Source organism: Pectobacterium wasabiae CFBP 3304 (assembly GCF_001742185.1).
Lineage (GTDB): Bacteria > Pseudomonadota > Gammaproteobacteria > Enterobacterales > Enterobacteriaceae > Pectobacterium > Pectobacterium wasabiae.
Genome location: NZ_CP015750.1, coordinates 2212213 through 2235937, shown reverse-complemented (window position 1 = coordinate 2235937; position 23725 = coordinate 2212213). Strand labels below are relative to the sequence as shown.

Annotated in this window: 26 protein-coding genes, 1 pseudogene and 2 CRISPR repeat arrays; of the genes and pseudogenes, 11 read left to right on the top strand and 16 right to left on the bottom strand. The window is 51.8% G+C overall.

The window, feature by feature from the left end; genetic code table 11:
• Nucleotides 1-9: 9 nt before the first annotated feature.
• The gene (locus tag A7983_RS10140; protein WP_005973680.1) at nt 10-1191 is read right to left on the bottom strand and encodes a YjgN family protein; all 1182 of its coding nucleotides are present in this window, start codon (nt 1189-1191) and stop codon (nt 10-12) included.
• A 294-nt stretch (nt 1192-1485) separates the two neighbouring features.
• Here A7983_RS10140 and A7983_RS10135 point away from each other — a divergent pair, with 294 nt between their 5' ends.
• Nucleotides 1486-1989, top strand: a complete 504-nt coding sequence (locus A7983_RS10135; protein WP_005973683.1) for a GNAT family N-acetyltransferase — start codon at nt 1486-1488, stop codon at nt 1987-1989.
• Nucleotides 1990-2139: 150 nt separating this feature from the next.
• Here A7983_RS10135 and rraB read toward each other — a convergent pair whose 3' ends face one another.
• A complete protein-coding gene (gene rraB / locus A7983_RS10130; protein ID WP_005973685.1) occupies nt 2140-2562 on the bottom strand; it encodes a ribonuclease E inhibitor RraB in 423 nt (140 codons plus the stop codon).
• Between the two features lie 305 nt (nt 2563-2867).
• Between rraB and argF the strand changes: the two genes are divergently transcribed.
• Nucleotides 2868-3875, top strand: a complete 1008-nt coding sequence (gene argF, locus A7983_RS10125) for an ornithine carbamoyltransferase (RefSeq protein WP_005973687.1) — start codon at nt 2868-2870, stop codon at nt 3873-3875.
• A gap of 53 nt (nt 3876-3928) precedes the next feature.
• Here argF and A7983_RS10120 read toward each other — a convergent pair whose 3' ends face one another.
• From A7983_RS10120 to A7983_RS10110, 3 genes are all read right to left on the bottom strand, one after another.
• Nucleotides 3929-4594, bottom strand: a complete 666-nt coding sequence (locus A7983_RS10120; RefSeq protein WP_005973689.1) for a PAS domain-containing protein — start codon at nt 4592-4594, stop codon at nt 3929-3931.
• A 4-nt stretch (nt 4595-4598) separates the two neighbouring features.
• Complete coding sequence (locus tag A7983_RS10115) at nt 4599-5282, bottom strand: helix-turn-helix transcriptional regulator (protein WP_005973693.1); 684 nt, start codon at nt 5280-5282, stop codon at nt 4599-4601.
• 368 nt (nt 5283-5650) lie between these two features.
• Nucleotides 5651-6115 carry a YhcH/YjgK/YiaL family protein gene (locus A7983_RS10110; RefSeq protein ID WP_005973696.1) on the bottom strand — a complete coding sequence of 155 codons (465 nt, stop codon included), beginning with the start codon at nt 6113-6115 and terminating at the stop codon, nt 5651-5653.
• 448 nt (nt 6116-6563) lie between these two features.
• On the opposite strand from A7983_RS10110, the gene pyrB reads away from it, so the two are divergent.
• The 5 genes from pyrB (at nt 6564) to nrdG (ending at nt 11548) form a co-directional block, all read left to right on the top strand.
• Nucleotides 6564-7499: an aspartate carbamoyltransferase gene (gene pyrB, locus A7983_RS10105; RefSeq protein WP_005973699.1), complete on the top strand. Its 936-nt coding sequence runs from the start codon at nt 6564-6566 to the stop codon at nt 7497-7499.
• 15 nt (nt 7500-7514) lie between these two features.
• The gene (gene pyrI / locus A7983_RS10100) at nt 7515-7979 is read left to right on the top strand and encodes an aspartate carbamoyltransferase regulatory subunit (protein WP_005973701.1); all 465 of its coding nucleotides are present in this window, start codon (nt 7515-7517) and stop codon (nt 7977-7979) included.
• 98 nt (nt 7980-8077) lie between these two features.
• Complete coding sequence (gene ridA, locus A7983_RS10095) at nt 8078-8464, top strand: 2-iminobutanoate/2-iminopropanoate deaminase (protein WP_005973705.1); 387 nt, start codon at nt 8078-8080, stop codon at nt 8462-8464.
• Between the two features lie 399 nt (nt 8465-8863).
• Nucleotides 8864-11002, top strand: a complete 2139-nt coding sequence (gene nrdD, locus A7983_RS10090) for an anaerobic ribonucleoside-triphosphate reductase (RefSeq protein ID WP_005973707.1) — start codon at nt 8864-8866, stop codon at nt 11000-11002.
• An 81-nt stretch (nt 11003-11083) separates the two neighbouring features.
• Nucleotides 11084-11548 carry an anaerobic ribonucleoside-triphosphate reductase-activating protein gene (gene nrdG, locus A7983_RS10085; protein WP_005973709.1) on the top strand — a complete coding sequence of 155 codons (465 nt, stop codon included), beginning with the start codon at nt 11084-11086 and terminating at the stop codon, nt 11546-11548.
• Between the two features lie 11 nt (nt 11549-11559).
• On the opposite strand, the gene A7983_RS10080 is transcribed toward nrdG, so the two are convergent.
• Genes A7983_RS10080 through A7983_RS10070 form a run of 3 tightly spaced genes read right to left on the bottom strand, consistent with a single transcriptional unit; the run spans nt 11560 to nt 13193 of the window.
• Nucleotides 11560-12213: a Rossmann-fold NAD(P)-binding domain-containing protein gene (locus A7983_RS10080; RefSeq protein WP_005973711.1), complete on the bottom strand. Its 654-nt coding sequence runs from the start codon at nt 12211-12213 to the stop codon at nt 11560-11562.
• 29 nt (nt 12214-12242) lie between these two features.
• Entirely contained in the window at nt 12243-12737 is a 495-nt protein-coding gene (locus A7983_RS10075) for a YhbP family protein (RefSeq protein ID WP_005973714.1), read from the bottom strand.
• A 9-nt stretch (nt 12738-12746) separates the two neighbouring features.
• Nucleotides 12747-13193: a winged helix-turn-helix transcriptional regulator gene (locus tag A7983_RS10070; RefSeq protein WP_005973716.1), complete on the bottom strand. Its 447-nt coding sequence runs from the start codon at nt 13191-13193 to the stop codon at nt 12747-12749.
• 154 nt (nt 13194-13347) lie between these two features.
• Between A7983_RS10070 and A7983_RS10065 the strand changes: the two genes are divergently transcribed.
• On the top strand, nt 13348-14616 hold the full coding sequence (locus A7983_RS10065) for an MFS transporter (protein ID WP_039479226.1): 1269 nt from the start codon (nt 13348-13350) through the stop codon (nt 14614-14616).
• 33 nt (nt 14617-14649) lie between these two features.
• Nucleotides 14650-16002, top strand: coding sequence for a pyridoxal phosphate-dependent decarboxylase family protein (locus A7983_RS10060; protein ID WP_005973720.1), 1353 nt, complete (start codon nt 14650-14652; stop codon nt 16000-16002).
• Between the two features lie 81 nt (nt 16003-16083).
• Here the strand turns inward: A7983_RS10060 and A7983_RS10055 are convergent, their stop codons facing one another.
• The 3 genes from A7983_RS10055 to A7983_RS10045 all read right to left on the bottom strand — a co-directional run bounded on the left by A7983_RS10055 (nt 16084) and on the right by A7983_RS10045 (nt 18251).
• Nucleotides 16084-16542: a hypothetical protein gene (locus A7983_RS10055; protein ID WP_005973722.1), complete on the bottom strand. Its 459-nt coding sequence runs from the start codon at nt 16540-16542 to the stop codon at nt 16084-16086.
• A gap of 189 nt (nt 16543-16731) precedes the next feature.
• A CRISPR array of direct repeats spans nt 16732-17249; the repeat unit is 29 nt; unit sequence CGGTTTATCCCCGCTGGCGCGGGGAACAC.
• Between the two features lie 277 nt (nt 17250-17526).
• Nucleotides 17527-17943 (bottom strand): helix-turn-helix domain-containing protein, encoded by a 417-nt coding sequence (locus A7983_RS10050; RefSeq protein WP_005973724.1) that lies wholly within the window; start codon nt 17941-17943, stop codon nt 17527-17529.
• Nucleotides 17940-18251, bottom strand: a complete 312-nt coding sequence (locus A7983_RS10045) for a type II toxin-antitoxin system HigB family toxin (protein WP_005973726.1) — start codon at nt 18249-18251, stop codon at nt 17940-17942. Before A7983_RS10045 ends, A7983_RS10050 begins: the two co-directional genes overlap by 4 nt.
• A gap of 270 nt (nt 18252-18521) precedes the next feature.
• Between A7983_RS10045 and A7983_RS24415 the strand changes: the two are divergent.
• Both A7983_RS24415 and A7983_RS10040 read left to right on the top strand, forming a co-directional pair.
• A pseudogene (locus A7983_RS24415) lies at nt 18522-18782 on the top strand (type II toxin-antitoxin system RelE family toxin).
• Nucleotides 18783-18855: 73 nt separating this feature from the next.
• Nucleotides 18856-19227: a helix-turn-helix domain-containing protein gene (locus A7983_RS10040; protein ID WP_005973728.1), complete on the top strand. Its 372-nt coding sequence runs from the start codon at nt 18856-18858 to the stop codon at nt 19225-19227.
• A gap of 16 nt (nt 19228-19243) precedes the next feature.
• Nucleotides 19244-19943: a CRISPR direct-repeat array (repeat unit 29 nt; unit sequence CGGTTTATCCCCGCTGGCGCGGGGAACAC).
• Nucleotides 19944-20027: 84 nt separating this feature from the next.
• Here the strand turns inward: A7983_RS10040 and cas2e are convergent.
• Genes cas2e through cas7e form a run of 5 tightly spaced genes read right to left on the bottom strand, consistent with a single transcriptional unit; the run spans nt 20028 to nt 23725 of the window.
• On the bottom strand, nt 20028-20321 hold the full coding sequence (gene cas2e, locus A7983_RS10035) for a type I-E CRISPR-associated endoribonuclease Cas2e (protein ID WP_005973730.1): 294 nt from the start codon (nt 20319-20321) through the stop codon (nt 20028-20030).
• The gene (gene cas1e / locus A7983_RS10030; RefSeq protein WP_005973732.1) at nt 20322-21239 is read right to left on the bottom strand and encodes a type I-E CRISPR-associated endonuclease Cas1e; all 918 of its coding nucleotides are present in this window, start codon (nt 21237-21239) and stop codon (nt 20322-20324) included.
• A 27-nt stretch (nt 21240-21266) separates the two neighbouring features.
• A complete protein-coding gene (cas6e, locus tag A7983_RS10025) occupies nt 21267-21914 on the bottom strand; it encodes a type I-E CRISPR-associated protein Cas6/Cse3/CasE (RefSeq protein ID WP_005973734.1) in 648 nt (215 codons plus the stop codon).
• On the bottom strand, nt 21914-22648 hold the full coding sequence (gene cas5e / locus A7983_RS10020) for a type I-E CRISPR-associated protein Cas5/CasD (RefSeq protein ID WP_005973736.1): 735 nt from the start codon (nt 22646-22648) through the stop codon (nt 21914-21916). Before cas5e ends, cas6e begins: the two co-directional genes overlap by 1 nt.
• Nucleotides 22649-22657: 9 nt before the next feature.
• Nucleotides 22658-23725, bottom strand: a complete 1068-nt coding sequence (gene cas7e / locus A7983_RS10015; RefSeq protein ID WP_005973738.1) for a type I-E CRISPR-associated protein Cas7/Cse4/CasC — start codon at nt 23723-23725, stop codon at nt 22658-22660.

Genomic DNA, 23725 nt, shown 5'->3' with positions numbered 1-23725 from the left:
CCTTATAACTTACAGGCCGACACCCAAATCGAGGGCTTGTACGGCTTCTTCGGCCAGTGCACTGTTTGCCGTGTCCTGATGTGCCTGAACGTGCAGCAGCGCCAGATCGCCTTCAACCATCGTCGCATTCGCGAGATAGCGTGCATGACGAATCTCTGCCACCGGTGCAGCCCAACCGAAAGAAAAGACCGTAATCAGGCTATTGGTTATCAGCAGCCATATGTAAGACAGCGTTTTCATGGAAGAGTGCAATTTCACACCACCGCTCAGCGATGTCTGGTTGAACAGGTAATTACGCTGTGCGACCAGTTGGTAGCAAGTGGAAACCAGCACCCCCAGCAGCACCACAAGCAGCGTGATCATCAGATTAAGAGTATTGCTCGCCATCATACTGAGCACCTCATCTTCATTTCTGCCACCCATTATCGCGGTCTGGAATGAGGTTAAGAAGGCCGAACTCATGAATGACAATCCTACGATCACGAAAGGAATAATAATCAGTACGCCAATCAGGCCAATTTTAATGAATGCTGCTTTCGTCAATTCTGCGTTAAACGCCGTTTTACCGAAAAACAGGTTATTCACATAGAAATCAAGCTGCATCATTTTCATGATGCCATTCACCGCAGCAAAACCCGGAGTAGCAAGCGCCAGGGCGATGAATACAGCCAGAATCGGGCTATTGCTCTGCATACCAATAACCATCACAACAACCAGCGCGGCATACAAAGCCAGAAGCAGCAAAATAGGACAAAGCAGTAATACCCAATATGCGCGGCCTGTCTGGCAATGATAATTAAAACGGATACCACGATAGCTGGACATAATGGCGTTATAACGCCAGTTACGGATGACAATAATCGGAATGAGGGCCGAAAATGCCAACGCGAGCAGTATGCCAAGCGTCGGTGATGCGGCCATTACGGCATAAAACAGAATAATACCGGCAATAACCAGCAAACGTCCTTTTAAGATCTGAATAGGCTGGGCGTGATAGTCAAAACGGTCACCATTAATTTCCGTATTGCCGTAGAAATAACGGCGGCGGCGCACTGTCGCCCATGCAGAATAAATCCCCAAGGTGATTGCCGTTAATAACGCATTCACCAGCCAAATTGCAAAATATTCCCCAGCCTTACCATGAAACTGCACGCGATGCTGCGTGTTATTTTTTGAAGTATTGGTAGTCATAACCCTTTCATCCTAAAAGAAATAAACTTCATAAACGCTTTATTGGACACGCTATCGGCATACAAAAAGCGGCTTATTTAAGCATGTCCTGTTAACGACAACAATAAAAGTTAACAGCAATTAAACAAATTTATATACTGATTAATTATTAGAGATAGGGTAATTCATAGAGAAACTGACGTGCTGCCACTTGAACGATGACAGGTATAGACGTTGCATCGAGGTGGTCTGAAATGGTATTACAATCGGTCAAGATCATTACCCTCGTAAACCGTAAGAACAAGAGTATGTATTATGACAACTGCGACCTCCACGAATCTTCAGGTACGCCTAATCACTGCGCAGGACGATGCCGCTATTGCACAGGTCATCCGTCAGGTTTCTGCCGAATTTGGTTTAACGGCCGATAAAGGTTACACCGTCTCCGACCCTAATCTGGATGCGTTGTTTGCCCTGTATAACCAGCCGAAAAGCGCCTATTGGGTTATTGAATATGAAGGCCGCGTGGTTGGCGGGGGTGGGGTTGCGCCGCTGGTTGCGGGTGAAGAAGATGTCTGTGAATTACAGAAAATGTATTTCTTACCCGTTGTGCGGGGCAAAGGTCTGGCACGTCAGTTAGCAATACAAGCGCTTGATTTTGCTCGTCAGCATGGCTTTCGCCGCTGTTATCTGGAAACGACGGGTCACTTGACCAGCGCAATTCGGCTATATGCCTCGCTGGGCTTCGATGCGATTCCCCATTCAATGGGCAACACGGGCCACACCGATTGTGAAGTGACGATGCTGAAAGTGCTGTAGACAGCCATACCGATTGTTGCAGGATCGAGATTCCGAGGGAAATACGGTATCCGCATTTAAGCGATCGACATAACGATCGCGTAAAAACCAAATAAAAACGCCGCAGGGTATTCCCGCGGCATTCTGTGAGGCAGGGTTGAAGCTCAATGGTTAATGGCGCTTACCGTCATCATCTTCGTCATAAAAATCTTCATCATCCCCTTCTTCGCCTTCACCATCCGGATCTTCGAAGTAAGTACCCCACCCGTCGTAATTCACACCGTGGCGTTCTGCCAGCGCCAGTAGCTGTTCTACCTGCGCGTCGATCAGTTCCGCATTCAGCGCGACTTCACTGATCGCATCACAGCACATCAGCAACACGCCATCTTCCACTTCCAGTTCTTCCGCATCCGTCACTTCATAGCCCAGCTTGAAGGCTTCTACAGCAACTTTCTCCAACACTTCAAACTTCTCAGCAGAGAAATGGTGTTCAATGGTATAGAGCGCGTCAGGATCGCTGCCATCATCCAGCAGTTCTTCAATGATCAGGCGTGTCTCTTCCCGTTGCTCTTCCAGTAATTCGCGATTTGCCATGCCTCAGTCCTCATTAATCGACGTAATATTGCTTATTGTCCCACAGCCCTGCGGCTTGCTCCACCACAAAGTTTGATATCACCACTTGAATTTGAATAATTACACATATAAAGTGAATTTTAATTCAATGAATAGCTTTTAATCCGATAGATATACCCTAGATAATTCGAGTTGCAGGAAGGCGGCAATCGCACGAATCCTCAGGAGCTTACTCAAGTAAGTGACTGGGGTGAGTAAGAGAAGCCAACGCACATGCAGCTTGAAGTATGACGGGGATAGTGTTGAGCCACATGGAGAGATACATCATGCAACCGTTCTATAAGCGTCACTTTTTAAGGTTAATGGATTTTACACCCGCAGAAATTGCCCATCTTTTAGCTTTGTCGACGAAACTGAAGGCCGATAAAAAAAGCGGAACCGAAACTCGCCGCCTGCAAGGTAAAAACATCGCACTCATCTTCGAAAAAGATTCGACTCGTACTCGCTGCTCTTTCGAAGTTGCTGCATACGATCAGGGCGCGCAAGTGACCTATCTCGGCCCAAGCGGTAGCCAAATTGGTCATAAAGAATCCATCAAGGACACCGCCCGCGTTCTGGGAAGAATGTACGACGGCATTCAATATCGCGGCTACGGCCAGCACATTGTTGAAACGCTGGCGCAATATGCAGGTGTTCCAGTGTGGAACGGACTGACAAACGAATTCCACCCCACGCAGTTGTTGGCCGATCTGCTGACAATGCAGGAACATTTGCCGGGTAAAGCGTTGTCAGACATGACGCTCGTCTACGCTGGCGATGCGCGTAACAACATGGGCAACACCATGCTGGAAGCGGCGGCGCTGACCGGGCTGGATTTACGCCTTGTTGCGCCAAAAGCCTGCTGGCCGGATGCCGGTTTGGTGGCTGAGTGTCAAGCAGCAGCAGAGCAAACGGGCGGCAGCATCACGCTGACAGAAGATATCGCCGCAGGCGTCGCGGGCGCAGACTTCATTTATACCGACGTTTGGGTTTCTATGGGTGAACCGAAAGAAACGTGGAAAGAGCGTATCGCGCTGCTAAAACCGTATCAGGTGAACATGGCGATGATCGCCGCAACGGGCAATCCGCAGGTGAAGTTCCTACACTGCCTGCCAGCGTTCCATGATGACCAAACAACCATGGGTCAGCAAATGGCAGAACAGTATGGCCTGCACGGTGGAATGGAAGTCACGGACGAGGTCTTTGAATCCGCGCACAGTACCGTGTTCGATCAGGCGGAAAACCGTATGCACACCATCAAAGCCGTGATGGTCGCTACGCTTGCACAGGATTAAGGTTTAGCCTGCCTTTGATGTGTTTTAAAAACAGATCAGAGGTGGGCAGGCTCTCAGGTAATCGACACATGCCCTTTTATCAGAAAAAAAGGGGGAATGTAGTTATCCCATCCTTTTTGGTTGCAGTGCTCGATCAAGGTGGCGCTGTTTGTCACACCTGTTTTATCACAGCAACGCGTTATCCTGTTACGAAGCGTTGAAGAACTTATACCGAGTATGTCCGGGATACGGTTCTGCTTCACCCCGCTTTGCAGCAAAAGAACGACCTCCCACTCTTTGTCTGTAAAAATATTTGCTGGTCGGGTGAACACAACAGGCTTCCTTTCACATGGCATAAGAAAGGTTGAAAAGTAAACATTGGTGATTTCTATGTAAGTGCAAACAATACCGTCAGTGCCATCATTGAGCCGCCAAGGACGCTTCTCCACCAGAAAAGATCTGAGTCTATTCCGTCTTCCGTAATCAAATGTTTTGAGGACGATACTCATTTCATTTGTGGTCAATATTTTTTGGTCGTCATAAAGTATATGGTCGTAGTGTTCGCTGACATCGGGTATTAAGTCAGTGTCGAGACTGCCTAACAGTTTATTTTCTGTTACGCCGAAATACTGACATACCGTCTTATTGCCATAAACATACTGAGAGTTGCAGTCCTTTATTGCCCAGCCAAACAAAGAGTTATCAAAGTAATACTCAACAGGAGTCAAATCTGGATCCATCAGGTTAGCCTCTGATAATGATATGTCCTTTTTTCAGAAAGAACAGCGGGATGTAGTTATCAAATCGGTTATCTCTACAGTATTCCTTTAGGCCTGATAGTGAATTCAAGCCTGTTTTTCTGTAGCAGCTTCGGAGTCTGCTGTTAACGGCATCGACGGTGATTGAGAGGATGCTGCTTATATCTTTAAGCATCATCCCACAGACCAGCAGGTAAATAACCTCCCATTCCTTCTCGGTAAATATCTTAGAAGGGGGCTCGAAGGTAGAGTGTTGCATTATTGTTCCATTCAGCAACGAGGTCGGCGTGATAATCCTGACATGTCTGACGCTGATAACCGTGCCTACACAGTTACGGTGTTCATCATAGAGTGGCTCCTGAATATTGTAGGCAGGCTGCATTATTTTTTCCGCGCCTTGAATATGCGTTGTAATGGCTCTCACCGCCTTACCTGTACGCTCTATCTCTCGTTCCTGCTGGTTAAAAATGTCTGAAAATTCGGCTACAGGAACAGGGATATCCTTAATATTCAAGCCTTCATAATCATAACGCGTTGATATGGTTTGCCAGGTTTTAAAGGTGTTATTGACATAAATAAAACGGGAGCTTGTGTCTTTTACTGCCCAACCGACGAGAGGATCGCCTTCGAACATGGCGATTAATCTGTCAGGTAATGTAATTTGTTTCATCAGTGCATCCCTACATTAAAATTACCCTACATAAAATATGCCGTACCTGATATGTACCTGTTTATAAAAACTAAAAGAGAATAAAAAGTCTGTGACAGGCCAATACCAGAGAAAACATCCCACATAATTTAAAGTAATAACATATCTATAATAGAAAGGTCATGAGGTTTTCTAGCAAGAAAATCATTTTCTGAATAATGCCAGTCAGTTAAGCAACTGACTGGCTGTTTTTTTCTAGGCCTTGCGGTATTGACGTGGTTTTTCCTTTACTGCTCTGCAGAAGGGGAAAAACACTGGGAGACATCTAAGGAATTATTGCCATTATTGCCTTCCATTTTATAGTTGAACGTTCCTTGTTCACAGAAATCCTACACCAGCGATGCGTCGATTTTCACCACGGCTTTGCACACGTGCGCCGGTTCACCCACGGCACACAGTGGTTTATGTACTTCCCCAGGGAAGAAGACGACAAAGTCCCCTTCCTGCATCACAAACAGCTTTTCTTGCTCGCCAGCAGGCAGGAAAGCAATGTCTTTATCCGCCAGCCAATCGGTATCCGGCTTGCCCGCAGGCAGGTTGCTGAACGTCATCCCTTCTACGCCAGACAGCACAATCTGAATATCCAGATATTTGGCGTGATACTCAGCGCGGCGCTTTTCCAGCAGATCGGTGCTGTCGTTGGAAATCAGCACGAATACGCTGTTACCCTCGATATCATGCTTGCCCAGCGGGGTATCCGCCGTGATGTTTTGCTTCACATACTCAATCGCTTCACGCAATTTGGCAGGCAGATAAGGAACCAGTTCAAGGTGGTGGACGTTGCCAGTAATCATAAAAACCTCATCGATATAAAAAATGAAACCCCGTTTTACAAACCTTATACTCTGCAAATGTGCCACCCGCCAGCACGTTAATCCAAAAAAGTGAACTGCTCATCACTCTTCTCGGCCAGCCTTCTCTCGTCTACGGTCATCATGCAGAGAGCATTCGCTCCGCAACCGATTGCAGTGCGTAAAAAACCACATTTTATGCTTGAAATAGCCTAGTCGGCGCGTATAATTCCCGACAGTTTGCCGGGAGGGGTCATGCACTGTTACACCAAAAAATCCGCTGCTTATGTTGGTTCTCAACCACAACTGCCATCCGGCAGCAAGCCAGCGTTTTCCTTTCCGTTGCTCAATCGATCAGTTAAGAAAGCCCCTCAATGAGGGGCTTTTTTTTGCCCATCGTCCGGGCCGCCAGATACGACATTTCCTGTTTACTCGTTAGGAGAAAGACAACATGGTCAATCCGCTCTATCAAAAACATATTATTTCGATTAACGACCTCAGTCGGGAAGATTTAGAGCTGGCGCTGAATGTTGCTGCCAGCCTGAAAGCCAAACCTCAACCTGAGCTGTTAAAACATAAAGTGATTGCCAGTTGCTTCTTCGAAGCCTCCACCCGGACGCGTCTATCCTTTGAAACCGCGATGCATCGTCTCGGTGCCTCCGTCGTCGGTTTCGCCGACAGCAACAACACGTCGCTGGGGAAAAAGGGCGAAACGCTGGCCGACACGATCTCCGTCATTAGCCAATATGTTGATGCCATCGTGATGCGCCATCCACAGGAAGGTGCGTCCCGCCTTGCCACCGAGTTTTCCGGCGGTATTCCGGTACTGAACGCCGGAGACGGTGCGAACCAGCACCCGACGCAAACGCTGCTCGATCTGTTCACCATTCAGGAAACGCAAGGCCGGCTGAACAACATCAACATCGCGATGGTCGGTGATTTGAAATATGGCCGCACCGTGCATTCACTTACGCAAGCGCTGGCGAAGTTCGAAGGCAACCGCTTCTACTTCATCGCTCCAGACGCACTGGCCATGCCCGACTACATTCTGAGCATGCTGAAAGAGAAGAATATTGCTTACAGCCTGCACAACAGCATCGACGACGTCGTCGGCGAGTTGGATATTCTGTATATGACGCGCGTTCAGAAAGAACGTCTGGATCCGTCCGAATACATCAACATCAAATCCCAATTTGTCCTGCGCGCTGCCGACCTGGACAGCGCCCGCCAGAATTTGAAAGTGCTGCACCCGCTGCCGCGCGTCGATGAGATCACCATTGATGTCGATACCACGCCCTACGCCTATTATTTCCAACAGGCGGGCAACGGTATTTACGCCCGTCAGGCGCTGCTGGCGCTGGTCCTGAATCGCGAACTGGTTCTGTAAGAGGAAGACACCATCATGACACACGATAATAAATTACAGGTTGAAGCGATCAAGCGTGGCACGGTGATCGACCACATTCCCGCACAGGTGGGCTTTAAGCTGCTGACGCTGTTTAAACTGACTGCGACAGACCAGCGCATCACCATCGGCCTGAATTTGCCGTCCAACCATCTTGGGCGCAAAGATCTGATCAAGATCGAAAACGTATTTCTGACTGAGCAGCAGGCGAATCAGTTGGCGATCTACGCACCACAAGCGACCGTCAATCAGATCGACGAGTATGACGTGGTGCGCAAGCTGGTGCCGACGCTGCCAGATCACATTACCGGTGTGCTCACGTGCCCGAACAGCAACTGCATCAGCCGCAGCGAACCAGTGTCATCGTCGTTCAACGTTAAACAACGCGACGGCGACGTTCACCTGAAGTGTAAGTACTGTGAGAAAGAGTTTGAGCGTCAGGCTGTGCTGCAAGATCGCTAGTTTTCTGCTTTGCCCCGTAATGGACATTGCCTGTCACGGGGCTTTTTTGAATAATGGCTGCGTCCGCGTTCCTTTTACGCCCCCATCAAGGAGATACCATGTCACGCATTATCAGCACTGAGCACGCCCCAGCCGCCATCGGCCCTTATGTTCAGGGCGTAGACCTTGGCAGCATGATCTTCACTTCTGGTCAGATCCCCGTGAACCCGAAAAGTGGTCTGGTCGCTGACAACATCACCGCTCAGACGCGCCAGTCACTGGAAAACGTTCAGGCGATCGTGGAAGCTGCTGGCCTGAAAGTTTCCGATATCGTGAAAATGACCGTGTTCGTGAAAGACCTGCACGACTTCACCCTCGTGAACACCGCGTATGAAGCCTTCTTCAAGGAACATGATGCACCGTTCCCGGCTCGCTCTTGCGTTGAAGTCGCCCGCCTGCCGAAAGATGTGAAAATCGAGATCGAAGCGATCGCCGTTCGTCGCTAACAATCAGCAGCACAATCCCCAAAAAGCGCACAGTAATCGGTGCGCTTTTTTCTGCTTTTTCTTTCACCACAACAAGATTATGGACATCCCAGACTCATATCACGGTCAAAAAAAAGACGAATTTCTGCCAACCCGCGCGTAGCAAGCCTTCACGCTTCAATCGTCTTTTTTGACTATTTTTTGTTCAGGTTCAAATTCACTCCGACATGATGATTTCTTTGCTCTACATCAATTTTGCAGCGATAAAAGCGCAACCCCCCTACGCAATTTCAATATATAGTGCCTATCCTATAAACACGACCCATATATAGTGTTTATCCACAGTGTCATCCACAGCCCTCATCAACCCTTGTCGGCTAGGGCTTTCGCCTGTGGATAACCTTTCTAGAGGAAGAAAACGTGAAACCAGTTGTGATTAAACGGGACGGTTGCCAGGTGCCTTTTGATGAAGTTCGTATCAAAGAGGCGGTCGAACGCGCGGCACGTGCAGCCGATGTCAATGATGCAGACTACTGTGCAACGGTGGCCTGTGCGGTCGCTCAACAAATGCAGGATAAATCGCGCGTGGATATCCGCGATATTCAGGACGCAGTCGAAAACCTGCTGATGTCCGGCAATTACAAGAAGCTGGCACGTACCTACATCGAATACCGCCATGACCGAGATATTGCGCGTGAACGCCACGGTCGCCTGAATCAAGAAATTCGCGGTCTGGTCGAGCAGAGCAACATGGCGCTGCTGAACGAGAACGCCAACAAAGACAGTAAAGTGATTCCCACCCAGCGCGATCTGCTGGCAGGCATCGTCGCCAAGCATTACGCCAAACAGTACATCCTGCCGCGTGATGTGGTGCTGGCGCATGAACGTGGTGAGATTCACTATCACGACCTCGACTACTCGCCGTTCTTCCCGATGTTTAACTGCATGCTGATCGACCTGAACGGCATGCTGACCAACGGCTTCAAAATGGGCAATGCGGAAATTGAGCCGCCGAAATCTATCTCAACCGCTACCGCCGTCACCGCGCAGATTATCGCGCAGGTCGCCAGCCACATTTATGGCGGCACCACGATTAACCGTATTGATGAAATTCTGGCGCCGTTCGTCACCGCCAGCCATGCGAAACACAAAGCCGTGGCGGAAGAGTGGAAGATCCCAGATGCAGAAAACTATGCCAGAACCCGCACGGAAAAAGAGTGCTACGACGCCTTTCAGTCACTGGAATACGAAGTCAACACGCTGCACACCGCTAACGGCCAGACGCCGTTCGTCACCTTTGGCTTCGGGCTTGGCACCTGCTGGGAATCGCGTCTGATTCAGGAATCCATCCTGCGCAATCGCATTGCCGGGCTGGGTAAAAACCACAAAACCGCAGTGTTCCCGAAACTGGTCTTCGCTATCCGTGACGGTCTGAACCATAAGGCAGGCGATGCGAATTACGATATCAAACAACTCGCGCTAGAGTGCGCTAGCAAACGCATGTACCCGGATATCCTGAATTACGATCAGGTCGTGAACGTCACCGGTTCGTTCAAAACGCCAATGGGCTGCCGCAGCTTCCTCGGTATCTATGAAGAAAACGGCCAGCAGATTCACGACGGACGCAATAATCTGGGCGTCATCAGCCTGAACCTGCCGCGGATTGCGCTAGAAGCCGAAGGCAATGAAGACCGCTTCTGGACACTGCTGGATCAACGCCTGACGTTAGCGAAGAAAGCGCTGATGACACGCATTGCGCGGCTGGAAAGTGTGAAAGCACGCGTCGCGCCAATCCTGTATATGGAAGGTGCCTGTGGCGTGCGCTTAAACGCGGACGACAGCATCGCGGACATCTTCAAGAATGGACGCGCCTCGATTTCGCTGGGCTATATTGGCCTACATGAAACCATCAATGCGCTCTTCGGTAACCAAACGCATGTGTTTGATGATGAAGCGCTGCGAGCCAAAGCCGTAGCCGTCATCGCCCGTCTGAAAGCCGCCACCGAGCAATGGAAAGATGAAACGGGTTATGGCTTCAGCCTGTACAGCACACCGAGCGAGAATCTGTGCGATCGCTTCTGTCGTCTGGATACCGCCGAGTTTGGCGTCGTACAGGGCGTGACGGACAAAGGTTATTACACCAACAGCTTCCACCTCGATGTGGAGAAGAAGGTGAATCCTTACCAGAAAATCGACTTCGAGCTGCCCTATCCGCCGCTGGCTAACGGTGGGTTCATTTGCTACGGCGAATATCCGAACCTGCAACACAACCTCAAAGCGCTGGAAGACGTGTGGGATTACAGCTACACGCGCGTGCCTTACTACGGCACCAACACGCCGATCGACGAATGCTATGAGTGTGGCTTCACCGGTGAATTCGAGTGCACCAGTAAAGGCTTCACCTGCCCAAAATGCGGTAACCACGATTCGGCGCGCGTTTCCGTGACACGTCGCGTGTGCGGCTACCTCGGTAGCCCGGACGCTCGCCCGTTCAACGCCGGTAAGCAGGAAGAAGTTAAACGCCGGATTAAGCATCTGGGCAACGGTCAACTGGGCTGATCCCTTCTGGGCCGCAACAATGCGGCCCACCTTTCGCGGCATCGTCAACACACACCCGCGTCATAACATGAGCTCTACCGTATGAATTACCACCAATATTATCCCGTCGATGTCGTCAACGGCCCCGGCACCCGCTGCACGCTGTTTGTCGCTGGCTGCGTGCATGAATGCGTTGGGTGCTACAACAAAAGCACCTGGCGACTGAACTCCGGTCAGCCATTTACGCAGGAACAGGAAGACCAGATCATCGCCGATCTTCAGGATACAGAAGTTCCACGACAGGGAATTTCGCTGTCTGGCGGCGATCCACTTCACCCACAGAACGTGCCTGATATTCTGCGGCTGGTCGAACGTATCCGTGCGGAATGCCCAGGCAAAGATATCTGGGTTTGGACAGGCTACGTGCTGGCGGATATCACACCGGAACAACAGCGAGTGGTCGATCTCATCAACGTGTTAGTCGATGGAAAATTTGTGCAAGATCTGAAAGATCCCGCACTGATTTGGCGCGGCAGCAGCAATCAGGTTGTCCACCGCCTGCGTTGATCGATAAGGAGCTACTGAAGCGGTTGCCACTGACCCAGCGAACGTAATTGATCGGATTCCAGTACCGTTACCCGCGCTTTTGGCTCTGGCGAGAAGGCTTGATTCAACAACGCCTGCGCCACGGTTTTCCCCTCAATCGCCCGCCACTTCGCCGGAAACAGGCGAAACAGCGGTGCGGCAAGGCTCTCCAGTGTGCGACTGTCCTCTCTTTCCCCCAGCAGCATCGACGGCTGTGCCAATGTCAAATGCTGCCAGCCCTGCTGACGCAGCGATTTTTCCGTTTCCCCCTTCACTCGCGAGTAGAAGAAAGGCGACGTTGCATTCGCGCTCAGTGAACTAACCACCAAAAGATGCGTCGCGCCCAGCGCTAACGCTACTTTTGATCCTTCCACGACCAGCGTGTAATCCACATAGCGGAAAGCCTGCTTACTGCCTGCCGTCTTGAGCGTCGACCCCAGACAACAAAAGGCAATATCGACAGGAGCGGTCAACTGCGCCAGCGCAGCAGACAGATCGGGATCGTGTGGGTTGACCACTTTATCCGAAGGCATCAGCGGTTTACGGGTTGGTGCATAGACCGTCTCTACCCGGTTATTGGCTTTCAGCAGTTCTAACAGTTCGTGTCCCACTAACCCCGTTGCACCTAATAACAGTACCCGGCTCATCGGTTTTCCCCCTTGCTCTGCAACTTTTACTATCCCATCTTTTCATGCTTATGGTGTTCTTTCTGGCCCATCTGTTCTTCACGCTGCCAGTAACGTTTCTTACCAAAGCCCAGCGTATTGTCCGTCATTTTGACTTCTGTCAGATCGAGCCGCCAGATCGGCGCTTTTGATGCTCGTGCAATAGGAAAACGTGCGTTGTACCGCGCTCTGGCCTGCTGCGCGTCATCCCCCTCCAACTGCACCGCCTGCGCCCGAAACTGCACGCCTTTAATCAACATGACGCTCTTCGGCTGGCCGCTGACCGTACCAGCGACCTGCGGCAACCTTGCCATGATTTCACCGTGGCGCGTCTGCAACTCCGTCATTAGATAGAAGGCTATTTGTTGCTCCTCATAAGTATAGAAGCAACTCGCACACCATAATTCCGAATTTTCACCCACGCATAGCGTCAGTACGTGCAACTTCTTCAGATAGCGGGAGATTGCCTCAAGATCGCTGCCTGTTTCTCTCGATTCTGTCTGCATCACGGCCCCTCAATCGATTTTCTGAACGAACGTATCTTGCCCATCCAACCGTTGCCCTTGTGCAGAATGCGGCAGCATGGCTTGCAGAGGCTGGCTGGTGTGCTTATCCAATAGCAGGGAGTGAGGTTCCCCTTCCGCAAATAGCTGCTGTTCACCCCACTGACGTAGCGCCACGACGAGCGGGAAGAGCTGTTCACCTTTTGGCGTCAGAACATATTCCTGATAGGCCGAGCTTTCGGAAACGGGCTGAACGGACAAAATGCCCTCATCAACCAGGGTACGCAGACGGTCGGTAAGAATATTTTTAGCAACGCCCAAACTGCGCTGAAAATCGCTGAAACGGCGGCGATTATCGAAAGCATCGCGGACAATCAGCAATGTCCAACGATCGCCAACCACATCCAGCGCGCGCGCGACGGGACACACATCCTCTTTCAAACTTTTGCGCTTCACCATGATTATCTCCTCCCCTTTTTCCTGTTCATCCTATCTGCCTTATGCACAAGCTGAAAAACTGACCGCACATTTTTTGGTTGCAGAGTAAAACCAGATCGTCCATGCTTCAACTGGTTTTATTTTGAAATCAAGTAAAATGATAAAAGCCAATATTATGAAAAATAGCCCTATTCATACCACGTCATCCGTCACCGAATATGATCTTTACAGCACTACACTGCCCACGCAGACGGAATTACCGCGCGCGTTAGTGTTGCTGTTTGCCTGTGCAAGTGCGCTTAGCGTCGCCAATGTTTATTACGCACAGCCGCTGCTGGATGCATTATCGATAGATTTTAATATCACTATCGCTGCCGTTGGCGGCGTGATGACGGCAACACAGCTTGGCTGTGCGCTGGCGTTAATTCTGCTGGTGCCGCTGGGTGACATCCTCAATCGACGCAAGTTGATGTTAGCCCAGTTGAGTGCGCTCATCGTGGCGCTGATTGCCGTTGGGCTAGCCACCACATCCCTGTATTTATTGATCGCTATGCTGGCTGTGGGCATGTTCGGCACAGCCATGACTCAGGGCCTGATTGCTTATGCCGCGACGGCTGCCACACCGCAGGAGCGTGGGCGCGTTGTGGGAGCCGTGCAGGGCGGCGTGGTGATTGGGCTTTTGCTGGCTCGCGTACTGTCCGGTTTCATCGCTGATATGGCAGGCTGGCGCAGCGTGTACTTCTTTTCCGCACTGTGGATGCTCCTGCTTGCCGCACTTTTATGGCGCGCACTGCCACATCAGCCGTCAGCCCAACAGCGCCCGCACTATTCCACGCTGCTGCTTTCGATGCTGACCCTGCTGCGTAAAGAACGCATGTTGCAAATACGCGGCATCATCGCTTTACTGATGTTTGCTGCCCTGAGCATTTTCTGGAGCGCACTGGTTCTGCCGCTGAGTCGCGAACCCTATTTCTTTTCTCATACGGTTATCGGTGCGTTTGGTCTGGTGGGCATTCTCGGCGCACTGGCGGCAGTGAAAGCGGGCTCTCAGGCCGATAAAGGCCGCGAACAGTGGGTCAGCGGTATCGCCCTATTATTGCTTCTGGCATCGTGGCTGCCGCTGTGGCTAGCCCCTTATTCTCTCTTCGCATTAGTCGTCGGCATCATCGCCCTCGATCTGAGCGGACAGGCCATTCACGTGGCCAACCAAAGCATAATTTTCAAGACGCATCCTGATGCACACAGCCGTCTGGTTGGCTGCTATATGCTGTTTTATAGCATCGGCAGCGGGCTTGGCGCGATGGCAACAACAGTAGCCTATGACTCTGCCGGTTGGTCAGGCGTATGCTTTCTTGGTGCCACCATCAGTCTGCTGGCGTTACTCTTCTGGAAAATGACGCTACACATTTCAGCCCCGTCACCGACAGCATCCACGCCATCGTGATAACAGAAAATGATTATTGATGAAGGAGAAACCATGAGCGAACTGACATTACTGGCTGATGCCGATGAGCGCGGTCGACGTTATTTGGTAGAGAATGCACAGCGTCGGGTTTTCCCCGATGCAGACGCCCTCGCGGCGCTGGCACGTTTTGATGAAGCATTGCCTCAACAGGGCTTCTCGGCTGAAAACACCCTGATGCTGCTGGATGAGGTCGGTTCACCGGCCACCACTGCGTCCAATGGCCCAAACTATTTCGGCTTTGTTATCGGTGCAACATTGCCGGTTGCCGCCGCCTCCGAGCGATTGATGATCGCCTGGGATCAGTGCGCCTCCACCTTTGATAATTCACCGATATCCGCCACGCTGGAACGCCTCGCCAGCCGCTGGGTGCTTGATATCCTGAATTTACCGAAAGAAAGTGCTGTTGGATTCGGCACCAGCGCCACCGCCTGCACCCTTTCTTGTCTGGTCGCCGCACGCCGCGCGATGTTGGCAAAACAGGGCTGGGATTTTGACAACGATGGGCTGATCGGCGCACCTGAAATTAAGGTCGTAATTTCGGAACTGACGCACATCACAGTGAAGAAAGCGCTACGCGTACTCGGCTTTGGACTACGCCATATCATCGTCGCGCCTGTTAATACGTTTGGACAGATCGATGTGGCACAGCTTCCTCCGCTCAACGATCGCATGATTCTTTGTTTGCAGGCCGGTGAGGTAAACACGGGCGAGTTCGATGATTTTGCGCAGATCATTCCAACCGCTAAAGCAGCGGGTGCCTGGGTTCACGTTGATGGCGCGTTCGGGCTCTGGGCCAGAGCTTCATCCTACTCAGCGCTCACTGAGGGTATCGAGCTGGCAGACAGTTGGACAACGGACGCGCATAAATGGCTGAACACGCCCTACGACTGTGCGATGGCAATTTGCCGCCGTGCGGACGCGTTAGCCGAGGCGATGAACGCTGATGCGGTTTACTCAAGTGCAGCCCGCGATGCCCAGAAGAATCTAACGCTCGAATTTTCCCGTCGCCCACGTGGGATCCCCGTGTGGGCGGTGCTACGCACGCTGGGGCGTGACGGTGTGGCTGAGATGATCGAACGGCACTGCCGACAGGCAACGTTGATCGCCGACGGCCTGCGCCGTGCGGGTTTTGAAGTATTAAATCGGGTGGTACTCAATCAGGTTCTGCTGCGTGGGGAAACCGACGGTCAAACGACAGCAATACGGGAGGCGTTACAGGCTTCGGGCAAGGCATGGTTTGGCGGCAGCGTCTGGCAAGGGCGTCCGGCATTGCGTATCAGCGTGTCATCCTGGCGCACACAGGACGACAACGTGCAGGCGCTCATCACGCTGCTGATGGAAATCAAAGCTCAGACTCAACGCTGATCGCAACGTAAAACAACGCTCCCCGCAAACACGGGGAGAAGAGAAAGGACGGACGTCATCAGGCCATTGCGTACCGATGCGCTAGACGTAAACGCTAATGCTGGAGACTTGCCCCTGAAAGCGATTCAGCGCCTCTGCCGCACGTTGCAGGCTTTCGGTATTTTGTACTTCGCTACGGGATGATGCACCCGCAGCACCTTGCTGGATGGTGTCGAAAACATTAATTGGCTGGAACACATTAGAAGGCGGCACACTACCGATATTCTCTCGCGGCGACGAAATAAAACCCAGCAGCGCGGAGCCTTCTTCGCGCCCCAGTTGTCCGCTGCTGACAAGGCCTTCTACCGTTTCATACAGTTCGGCAGGGCTGATGCGGGTAAAATCATAGCGTGTCGTCTGACCGGCAGGAACGGCACCGCTGCCCGCCTGATAAGGCTGAAGCTGTTCGGACAGCGCCACTTTCTCCGCATGTTCTGTGGAACGCTTCGCCATCACCTGCTGGTTGGCAAAAACGGACGACTCTGCGGCTTCAACTTTCATATCACCTCCTTACGGGTAACGTATGGAAGACAAAAAATTATGGGTATCGTGCCGCACCAGTACGGTGAGCACAAAAACAGCGTTCTGTAATACTGACACGCAATTTGCCATCGCGCCAGCCAGAAACGGGATTTGGCCCCGCTGACGCGGGGAATACATAGCCATCGAGTGACCCTGCACGGTCACAAACGGTTTATCCCCGCTGGCGCGAGGAATACTTCTGAGCGAAGAACGCGCCAGTCTTGAGATACGGTTTATCCCCGCTAACGCATGGAACACACCGCCAGTCGGGCAACCTACAAAGCAATTGTCTGGTTTATCCCCGCTGGCGCGGGGAACACTTATTCCACGTCCCGTCCGTCTGCTGGAAGTCCGGTTTATCCCCGCTGGCGCGGGGAACACAGTTGCACGTCTTTTTCTCCCACGATTACTGGCGGTTTATCCCCGCTGGCGCGGGGAACACCAGGTTCTTAAATGCGCCGCCGCCGCGTGCATCGGTTTATCCCCGCTGGCGCGGGGAACACCCTGCAATGCACCTTTGGGTTTAGGAGTATTGCGGTTTATCCCCGCTGGCGCGGGGAACACAATTACGATAGTCTTCCACGACGAGGACTCCACGGTTTATCCCCGCTGGCGCGGGGAACACCCTGTCGACAACAGAGAAGCTGTCGACAAGCGCGGTTTATCCCCGCTGGCGCGGGGAACACTCTAAAAGTAGAGAGCTGTTTTATAACACTTTTTTCGGCATAAAAAATCCCACCGATTTTTCCATGTTGTTAAATATCGCCAACTTATTGATTTTCAATAGATGAAAAAGAGACTAACCGCAGGCCATCCAGATCTACCGGTATTCCTTTCTATGATTTCTTACAATGCATCTCAGTCATAACGTAATCCCTGATAACGCAGGGATTATTCAGATAACCGTCCAGCAAGGCAGTCTTTATTACATGGCGCATCATGCTGTGCTTGGCAAGAATCGTACTAATCAATAAAAGCACTCACGGGAATATCAAATCGTTTGGCAAGTGCTCTCATGTGATCAAGCGTTAGTGTACGCTCACCATTTAGAATGCGAGATACCAGAGACTTTTTACCGATCTCAGTTTCAAAATCACTCTGCGTTAGCTCATGCTGATCCATAAGTACACGCAGTAAAGCGATGCCAGCAGGGAGCGCTTTAATACGTTCATTGAAGACTGCGAACTCCGGCGCATCCTCTTCATATTTGTCAATTTTAGCCGTCAGCATATCGATTAGCGGGCTATCAGGTTCGCTCTCGATCAAGTATTCGGTAAGTTTCAGCGCATCCTCATAATCTTTACGAGAGGTGCTCCCCCCGAGGAACGGTACAATACTCGTCAGGTTGTTAGCGGCCTTGATGGCGTCTGCATACATCATTCTTTATTCCTCCGGTAATACTCTGTCAGACTGTCGTACTCAGCATGAGATGTGATGTGCTTAATGAAAATTTTCCCTCGCTCAAAATCAGCGAAAAACATCACCCGAAGATGCCCACCACCAATATCAATAACCCACCACTTTTCCCTGTACTTCATCCTGTCTAAGCTGGGGAAGCGTTTTTTCATATCGTCCGGCGTTGCATACATTTCGCGTTTGATAACCCGATATAAGTCAGCCAGTGCTGCCGCCTGATTCGGGAACTGGGCGATCGCAGTGTCAAAAGGTGCCCGCGAAATAACATGCATCCTAGTTCATTCCCTTTTGTTTCCAAATTGGAAACACTATGCCGTAAACGGTTCGAGTTGACAATAAGGAAACATCGATAATTTACATCCCGTTTATCCCCGCGAGTCCGGGGAAAACTTTATATTGCCGCTCTTCACCGCGTTGCGACGCCACGGTTTATCCCTGAAAGAACAGCGTAACCATCAACTAAAAAATAAGAAAAATAAAAATAATGCTTAAATTGTCTTATAATTAACTTATATCAGGGAAGGCTTTCGTTTGAGGGATTCATGCTTAAGGTTAGTTGGTCAAAACGGGCATTAAAACAACTCGGCACCATTGACACCAGATATTGAAAACGCATCAAAGAAAAAGTGGGCGAGCTGAGTACATTTCCAGATGTGAACCTGGATCTGAAAAAACTCGAATCCTCTGGTAAACAATATCGGCTACGGGTAGGGGATTACCGCATTATCTTTTAGCTAATCAACGATGTACCACAAGTGTGCAAGATACTTGAAGTCAAACGCAGGACAACAACGACATATTGAGAAGGAAAACGCGTCCTTCTTGACACCACAACTGATTTTCACCCATCAAAAGAAAATATTGGAGCAATACACTATGAGCATACAAGTCATTCGGGATAAAAGCGGTAAACCTGAATATGCTGTTGTTCCATATGAGTTATATCAGAAACTTATTGAAAACGCTGACGACCCCGCCCTCTATGAGAGTATTCCCTACGATCGTAGCGCAGAGGATGACGTATCTATTCCTCATAAAGTGGTTAGCATTCACATTGATCAAGACGTCAGCTTACAGACAGCCTGGAGAATTTTCAGAGGCTTCTCTCAGCAAGAGGTTGCAACCGCGCTTGGCATGACCCAAGCAGCCGTCTCCCAGCTTGAATCCCCAGACTCAAAGCCGCAGAAGCGCACCCGAGAAAAGCTGGCTAAGCTGTACCACTGCGAGCCAGAACAGCTAATCCTTTAGCTGTTCCAGCCCTCAATTATTTACCCCCGCTGACGCGGGGAACACATATTCGGCAGAATGCCGATTAGCTGCAACTTCGGTTTATCCCCGCTGGCGCGGGGAACACGATTACGGAGTACCAGAACACGTATCCGAGCACGGTTTATCCCCGCTGGCGCGGGGAACACTTGGTCATCCATAGCGTCAGCTAACTGATCTTCGGTTTATCCCCGCTGGCGCGGGGAACACATACGTAAAGCAGAATTACTACCCGTCAGTCACGGTTTATCCCCGCTGGCGCGGGGAACACCAAGTCGCTTTTTATTGCGCCGCCAGATTGTACGGTTTATCCCCGCTGGCGCGGGGAACACTTGATGATTTCCAGCAGCGTGTCGTCAGCGTTCGGTTTATCCCCGCTGGCGCGGGGAACACTCCCAATTACGGAATTAGCTGACCCGGCTAATCGGTTTATCCCCGCTGGCGCGGGGAACACTGATCTCCCTTCCGGAGTATAGCCCGTCTCCCCGGTTTATCCCCGCTGGCGCGGGGAACACACTGTACGCACCACCACCGAAGAATGGTATTTCGGTTTATCCCCGCTGGCGCGGGGAACACTCCACACCAAAAATCCGTAGACAGCATTATTTCGGTTTATCCCCGCTGGCGCGGGGAACATGAATCCACGCCTTTGGACTTGGATTTGTCATACGGTTTATCCCCGCTGGCGCGGGGAACACTCTAAAAGTAGAGATTTGTTTTATAACACTTTTTTCGGAAGAAGAAATCCCACCGATTTTTCCATGTTGTTAAAGATCGCTAACTTATTGATTTTCAATAGGTGAAAAAGAGACTAACCGGAGTCCGTCCAGATCTACCGGCATTCGGCGGTTTTCACCCCAGGTTTGGAACTCAAAACCGGACTCCGTATTGGTCGCCCATGCCATCACTACGTTGCCCTGTTCCGCCAGTTCGATAATCTGCTGCCAGACCATCTCCCTCACTCGCTGCGAGGTGTCACCCACATACACGCCCGCGCGAACCTCCAGCAACCATACCGCTAGCCTGCCGCGTAGGCGTGGTGGAACATTTTCCGTTACAACAACCAGCATACTCATTTAACCCTGTCCTCGGTGGCCGCTGTCACCAAACGGTTTCGGCTCAGGGATTGCAGGTGGCTGTGCATTGTCCGGCGGTAGCGGCGGCGTAATGCCACCCGCAGACAGCACCTCTTCAATCAGGGGAATCAGTTTGCTCAGCGTTTTCTGGCTGCGAAAAATATCACGGCAGGCAAGCCGCACTTCACGATCCGGCTCAGCAGGGTTACGGGCAGCAATTTCAAAAGCTTTCGCCACCACGCCCTCGAATTTGATGATGTCAGCAATGTCGTAAACAAAAGAGAGCGGTTTGCCGCTGTGGACAAACCCGATCGCTGGCGCATAGCCCGCCGCTAGCACGGCCGCTTCCGTAATACCGTACAGGCAGGACGTCGCCGCACTGATGCACTGGTTAACCTTGTCGCCTCGCTCCCAGTCTTTCGGATCGTAACGACGGCCATTCCATTTCACGCCGTACTGCTGTGCCAACAGCGTATAGGTTTGGCGCACACGGGCACCCTCAATTCCCCTGAGCTGATCAACCGAACGACGGCTAGGCGCAGGCTCACCAAAACGTAGCTCAAACATTTTGCGCACCACTTTCAGGCGCAGCTCCTCATCCAACGCCAGCTTGGCCTGATAGAGTAATTTGTCCGACCGGGCACCACCGGGCTGCCCAGACGCGTACAGCCGCACGCCCGCTTCGCCGACCCACACCAGCAATGTGCCAACCGTTGCCGCCAGTCGCACAGCAGCATGAGAAACCCGCGTACCCGGTTCCAGCATAATGCAGGCCACCGAGCCAACAGGAATATGCGTGCGCACGCCGGTTTTATCCACCAGCACAAACGCACCGTCGATAACATCAATCTGCCCGTATTGCAGAAAGATCAGTGAAACCCGATCCTTAAGAGGGATCGGGTTGAGCGGAACATACATCGTCAACTCTCCCTGTAACTGGGTGCGCTACGCCCGTCTCAATAGCAGCAGGCCGCACCCCAATGCTTTGCTTTTTCCTAACCCCTGCCGGACAGATGCCGCAAACCGTTCGGTATCCGTGATGTGGAGCACCCCATCATAATCCACGCTGCTGAACATAATCGCAGCCGACTGCCCGGGCTTGTTCAGGCGGTGGCGTTGATAGCCATCGACCCGACACGACGACACCGCAAAGCCCGAGTTTTCCCCCTGACGCACTAACCAGTCGTGAGCACGCTGTTGCTGGTGTTGCCACAATGCCACACCGGAGTGCCCATCGGCTTTCGCCTGATGCCGCGCATCCATCAGCACATCACTACGTTTGCCATCCCGCGTGACCACCGGATTAGCACGCAGCGAAAATGCCAGCGCCATACCAGCACGCCACTGCGGTTGGTACGGTTTGGTTTCCACTCGGAACAGATTATGGTCAACCTGCGGTGCCTGTTCGGAGAGCAGATAAAACACGCTCTTTGTCTCTTGCTCCTCTTCGCGAAAAAGGAACGACCGCTGTGGCTGGTCGGGAAATAATTGCCAGAGCCATTGGTGGCTGGCATAGCCTCCGGCGTGTAATCGCTTTGTCGCCATAGCATGCGGTAACGCACTAAGGTTCAGCGTTATTCTGGAAAAATACATTATTTATCTCCCCTCCCACTACCGACGTATTGCACGCGGGAAGTGAACTGCCAGCGCCGTCGATCGGCAGGCTGATCGTTGCGCACGACGCGGTATTGCGGTGTTAACCCCGTATCGTTTTCTTGCTCCCAGTAGCACAGACCCTCAGCACGGCCAATCGCCTGCAACGTGGAATCGTTCAGTGCTGGCGTCTGCCTTGCCTGTTGCCACACCTCAGCCAGCGTGCCTGAAAATAGGTGCGGTGCCAGCGGCAGAGCGGGCGGACAGCTTTTACGCCCGAAATAGAGCGCGAACACTGGAGATAACAGCGCATCACGCAGCGCAGTTAGCGAATAAGGCGCATCCGGCGTGACGCTAATGGCGATGTGATAATAGGCATCACAGCGGTATTCGCGTGAAGTCAGCATGGTTTCGAGTGATTGCCCCGCCTCCGGCCGCAGTTCATCACGCCTTGTATAGCGCGGCACTTTGCGGTTTTCTTTCGGCATCTGTACCGTATGGTAGTCATTCAGCCAGGTTTCACGATCGGACAGCGGCCGCACGGCAACGTAGTAATGCCGATTGAAAACCGTCAGCGCGGCCCGATCGTCACGCCGGATCCCCAACGCCGCAGCCAGCAGCCCTAACAGGGCCGAACGGCTGGGCACCGTCGAGGTATGGCGCACTTCACCGACCGCCGCTTCCCCCCATGACACCAGAGGGGCGTAAATCTGGAAGACCAGATAGTTATCCATAGCGCGCTCCTACTGGCTGATGAAATCCAGTAACCCATGCAGCGAACCACCTTCAGTGTCGGCTTCCACGTTCAGTTCATAGGAAGGAACACTACCCCCAGAGGCATAAACCCGGTCAAACTTGGCTTTTTGCGCGCGCAGCAGCGTGATAGCACAATTGATTTGATCGGTACTGCCGATCGGTTTGAAAAATGCAACGGACAAGGTACGCGGCTGATCGGTTCCTTTCTCTGCCAGCGCATAGGTTGCCAGCGCTCGGCTGGCAAAGCTATTCTGCTTGCCGCCCGGCGACACGGTTAACGCCGTTTCCGTCAGCGCACGCAGGGTTCGCACCACCAGATCTTCATCGTTATTCAAGTTTTCCAGCAGCAGGTCGCGGTTAATGCAGAGGTACTGGTAGAACAGCGCAGAGGCGAAGCTCTGTTCGCCCATATGCGCCGACCCACTATCGGCAGCCGTATTCAAGTCATCCACTGCGGTAAAGAAGTCGTCTTCGATGGTAACGGCACTCACACCCAGCGCATGCGCGACCTGACACGCCGCTTCAATATTGAACTCCGGGCTGGAAGCCAGCATACGACCAAACAGCGCGATATCGACACTGGCGGCATCTTTGCGCAACAATTTCAGCTCTTCGCTATTTGGCTCACGCGATTCTGCGATCAAACGAGCAACCAGTTGATCGATCAACGCCCTTTCCCCCACGCTGAAGTGAGCAAGCTGTTCGATGTCGTATTTTTCCAGCGGATCTTTACTGCCTTTTTCTTCTTTTTTCGGTTTACCGAACTGCTCAGCAATGCTCTTCGCCGCCTCATCGGCCAGCTTTTCACTCATACCGCCGGCAATCAGCGCGGTGTAAATATCACGCCCAATGCGACGACTGCGGGTGCCGATATGGCCGTCCATTGCGGACTCAAACACTTCAGAAGTACGCCATGCGCGTTTCAGGCTTTGCGAAGACACCCGCAAACGCTCGACGCCGCCGACGATTGCAGTTTTCGGACGACCCGTATCATCACGGTTCAGGTTAGAAGACGGATAAGCGGTTAAAAAATGAAGCTGGATAAAAGTGGTCAT

Bases quoted from the DNA above. Each gene is read 5' to 3' on its own strand.
- A7983_RS10045 (WP_005973726.1), bottom strand. From the start codon at position 18,251: ATGCATGTTATTTCGCGGGCACCTTTTGACACTGCGATCGCCCAGTTC.
- A7983_RS10080 (WP_005973711.1), bottom strand. From the start codon at position 12,213: ATGAGCCGGGTACTGTTATTAGGTGCAACGGGGTTAGTGGGACACGAA.
- A7983_RS10040 (WP_005973728.1), top strand. From the start codon at position 18,856: ATGAGCATACAAGTCATTCGGGATAAAAGCGGTAAACCTGAATATGCT.
- A7983_RS10135 (WP_005973683.1), top strand. From the start codon at position 1,486: ATGACAACTGCGACCTCCACGAATCTTCAGGTACGCCTAATCACTGCG.
- A7983_RS10115 (WP_005973693.1), bottom strand. From the start codon at position 5,282: ATGAAACAAATTACATTACCTGACAGATTAATCGCCATGTTCGAAGGC.
- pyrB (WP_005973699.1), top strand. From the start codon at position 6,564: ATGGTCAATCCGCTCTATCAAAAACATATTATTTCGATTAACGACCTC.
- A7983_RS10140 (WP_005973680.1), bottom strand. From the start codon at position 1,191: ATGACTACCAATACTTCAAAAAATAACACGCAGCATCGCGTGCAGTTT.
- argF (WP_005973687.1), top strand. From the start codon at position 2,868: ATGCAACCGTTCTATAAGCGTCACTTTTTAAGGTTAATGGATTTTACA.
- cas2e (WP_005973730.1), bottom strand. From the start codon at position 20,321: ATGAGTATGCTGGTTGTTGTAACGGAAAATGTTCCACCACGCCTACGC.
- cas1e (WP_005973732.1), bottom strand. From the start codon at position 21,239: ATGTATGTTCCGCTCAACCCGATCCCTCTTAAGGATCGGGTTTCACTG.
- nrdG (WP_005973709.1), top strand. From the start codon at position 11,084: ATGAATTACCACCAATATTATCCCGTCGATGTCGTCAACGGCCCCGGC.
- A7983_RS10060 (WP_005973720.1), top strand. From the start codon at position 14,650: ATGAGCGAACTGACATTACTGGCTGATGCCGATGAGCGCGGTCGACGT.
- A7983_RS10075 (WP_005973714.1), bottom strand. From the start codon at position 12,737: ATGCAGACAGAATCGAGAGAAACAGGCAGCGATCTTGAGGCAATCTCC.
- A7983_RS10065 (WP_039479226.1), top strand. From the start codon at position 13,348: ATGAAAAATAGCCCTATTCATACCACGTCATCCGTCACCGAATATGAT.
- A7983_RS10110 (WP_005973696.1), bottom strand. From the start codon at position 6,115: ATGATTACTGGCAACGTCCACCACCTTGAACTGGTTCCTTATCTGCCT.
- cas5e (WP_005973736.1), bottom strand. From the start codon at position 22,648: ATGGATAACTATCTGGTCTTCCAGATTTACGCCCCTCTGGTGTCATGG.
- cas6e (WP_005973734.1), bottom strand. From the start codon at position 21,914: ATGTATTTTTCCAGAATAACGCTGAACCTTAGTGCGTTACCGCATGCT.
- ridA (WP_005973705.1), top strand. From the start codon at position 8,078: ATGTCACGCATTATCAGCACTGAGCACGCCCCAGCCGCCATCGGCCCT.
- rraB (WP_005973685.1), bottom strand. From the start codon at position 2,562: ATGGCAAATCGCGAATTACTGGAAGAGCAACGGGAAGAGACACGCCTG.
- pyrI (WP_005973701.1), top strand. From the start codon at position 7,515: ATGACACACGATAATAAATTACAGGTTGAAGCGATCAAGCGTGGCACG.
- A7983_RS10055 (WP_005973722.1), bottom strand. From the start codon at position 16,542: ATGAAAGTTGAAGCCGCAGAGTCGTCCGTTTTTGCCAACCAGCAGGTG.
- A7983_RS10070 (WP_005973716.1), bottom strand. From the start codon at position 13,193: ATGGTGAAGCGCAAAAGTTTGAAAGAGGATGTGTGTCCCGTCGCGCGC.
- A7983_RS10050 (WP_005973724.1), bottom strand. From the start codon at position 17,943: ATGATGTATGCAGACGCCATCAAGGCCGCTAACAACCTGACGAGTATT.
- A7983_RS10120 (WP_005973689.1), bottom strand. From the start codon at position 4,594: ATGGATCCAGATTTGACTCCTGTTGAGTATTACTTTGATAACTCTTTG.
- cas7e (WP_005973738.1), bottom strand. From the start codon at position 23,725: ATGACCACTTTTATCCAGCTTCATTTTTTAACCGCTTATCCGTCTTCT.